We start from the raw sequence: 2,231 nt of genomic DNA on the forward strand, positions 1-2,231 counted from the left end.
TCTTTGACAGGTGTTTGCCGCCATAAAAGTCATCAAGAATAATCCATATGGCTGTGAGCGCCAGCGTGAAAAACAAAAGACCTTTTTCCATGTGTTATCCCTTCTTTTTGCGGCGGATAAAGAAGAACCAAAACACGATGATAATAACGGTGAGAACAAGAATTTTAGTCATTGCTTGACGCACCCCCGATTTTTGAAATAACCATTTTCAGATCGGTTAGAATTTCCCGTGTCTGTTCGTTATCCTTTGATTGTTTGAACATGAACCACGCGAGCATTACGCCCATGGCTCCGTTATTTAATAGGATTGAATAGATTTGCTCCACAAGTCACACCCCCTACACCCTTGCCGAGAATAGGAATACGACAAGGAACACAATGCCGAACCCCAGCAAGATTTGTTTTGATGTAATAGGGTCTTGCTTTACGTCATGCTCTTTTGCTGTGTCCTCATCATCGACAAGAGACATTTGATCTTCAGCTTCGGGAACTGTAGACGTTCGGGTACTCATAAACCCCATGTTTCGAAATAAGTCTGCGGCATGGTAGAACATTTCACCTAGACCCATTTGTGATGGTGCGTTCATATAAATCCTCCTTCGTAGTAGTCAAATAAGAAAAGGAGGGAAAAGCCCTCCCGCGTGTATTAATGCAAGCGTGAAAGCTTTTCAGCAACGATTTTCACGCGCCCGCCTTTTTGAGTATTGAAGCGAATCCAAAACTCTGTAAGACGTTCGGTGTCAATATAGTCACGAGAGCCGCCGAGGTTTGGCAAGCCTTGGTTAGAGAAGTCAAACACATAAACCCCATCCGGTAAGACATAACCCAAGTCCGAATGATTTCGGGCTGCAAGTGCTGACGGCTTAATGCTGTAAGGGATGTCGGCTTGGTTAAATACCAATTCCAAGTTGCCCGCAAAGTCGCTGTCCTTCAGCGGGTTGCCTGACTCATCCGTAAAGTAAAACATGAGTTTACGGTAGATCGTCCCTGTCTGAAGCTTCACGATATTTTGACCGTTCCCGGTGAACTGTTCGCCTTTTTCGTTTACAAGCTTCAGGACAGAAATATCCGGCATAGCTTGTGGTACAGAAGGGACGGAGAACGTTTCAATTGTCGGCGTGATTTTCAATTGCTTCAGTGTAACGGTGTCTCCAGTAGCCAACTGATACGCGTCTTGCGCGCGTGCTGTATCAATCTGAAGGGAAACGGTTGTCTCCTCGTTTTGTAGCAAGATAAGACCGACCGGGTCACGTTGGTTTAAAGTTAATGGCAGCGCGACTTGGAATTTAATACGCGCGTCTTTACCTGACGTGCTCGCGGCTGTTTCAATGTAAGATAACGCCCGCGGACTTGATGCAGGTAATAGAACGTCTGGATTCAATCGGTTTAAGCTGTATAGGTGAAGGGCTTCGCCTGACACAACAAAAGGACGGAATCCACTGTTTAATTCCAGTGCAATATTTCTGATAATCTGGTATGGTGAAAATGGTTTAGTTGGAATTGCCGCGTTCTGCGATTTGAGAGAGACAGTCGCGTCAAATTCAACTAAAATTTGTGATAGCAGGCGTACTTTCGGTAGGTTGAATGATACCGTTTGTGCGTCCTCTGTCACTGTCTGTGTACCCATCATCTGCCATGTTTGGCGGGTAGCCTGCGAGAATAGTTGAGCCTTTGCCTGTGCTGATAGTTGCTGTTGAGTTGCCATAAATTAAAATTCCTCCTTAGACTTCTGCCGCGATTGTAGATACAACCGGGATATGATATTTTGCTGAAGCTTTCTTAATAATCCACATGAAAACCATCGTGATAAATACAGTAATGAACGTATGAACTAACCATTTAACCTTCATGCTTTTTTCCTCCTTATACTGCGTTTACTAATTGCGTCACACCGTTAACCGGATGCTTCGTGACAATAACCTTTGTTACGACAATGACCATCATTGTGAATAGCGCAATGACAATCATGTTCTTCAGCCCGACACCTGCAAATTTTCGTGTCTCCAAGTCATCACCTCCTTTAAAGCTTCAATTTTGCTAGTACCGGGTTTTGCATACCCACTTTCCAATACCAAAAATTGTGCCCGCCGGGTTGCTCCATAAATTGCGGCATCCCTGTTGCTTTCACAATCTTTTTACGGTCATCCGGGTTTTGCATGGTGAAAATGAAATAGTGTGAACTGTTGGCCATAGCAATGACCGGAATGTCTGTTGGGCGCTGGGTACAAGCC

At 44.6% G+C, this 2,231-nt stretch carries 3 protein-coding genes; all 3 read right to left on the minus strand.

The window, feature by feature from the left end; genetic code table 11:
* Positions 1 to 338: 338 nt before the first annotated feature.
* The gene (locus ACFXKN_RS33420; RefSeq protein ID WP_379434795.1) at positions 339 to 587 is read right to left on the minus strand and encodes a hypothetical protein; all 249 of its coding nucleotides are present in this window, start codon (positions 585 to 587) and stop codon (positions 339 to 341) included.
* Positions 588 to 646: 59 nt separating this feature from the next.
* Positions 647 to 1,705, minus strand: a complete 1,059-nt coding sequence (locus tag ACFXKN_RS33425) for a hypothetical protein (RefSeq protein WP_376642743.1) — start codon at positions 1,703 to 1,705, stop codon at positions 647 to 649.
* A 315-nt stretch (positions 1,706 to 2,020) separates the two neighbouring features.
* Positions 2,021 to 2,231, minus strand: a 211-nt coding sequence (locus tag ACFXKN_RS33430; RefSeq protein WP_379434796.1) for a hypothetical protein, incomplete at its 5' end; no start/stop codon positions are given.

Source organism: Nocardia sp. NPDC059195 (assembly GCF_042754695.1).
GTDB lineage: Bacteria > Actinomycetota > Actinomycetes > Mycobacteriales > Mycobacteriaceae > Nocardia.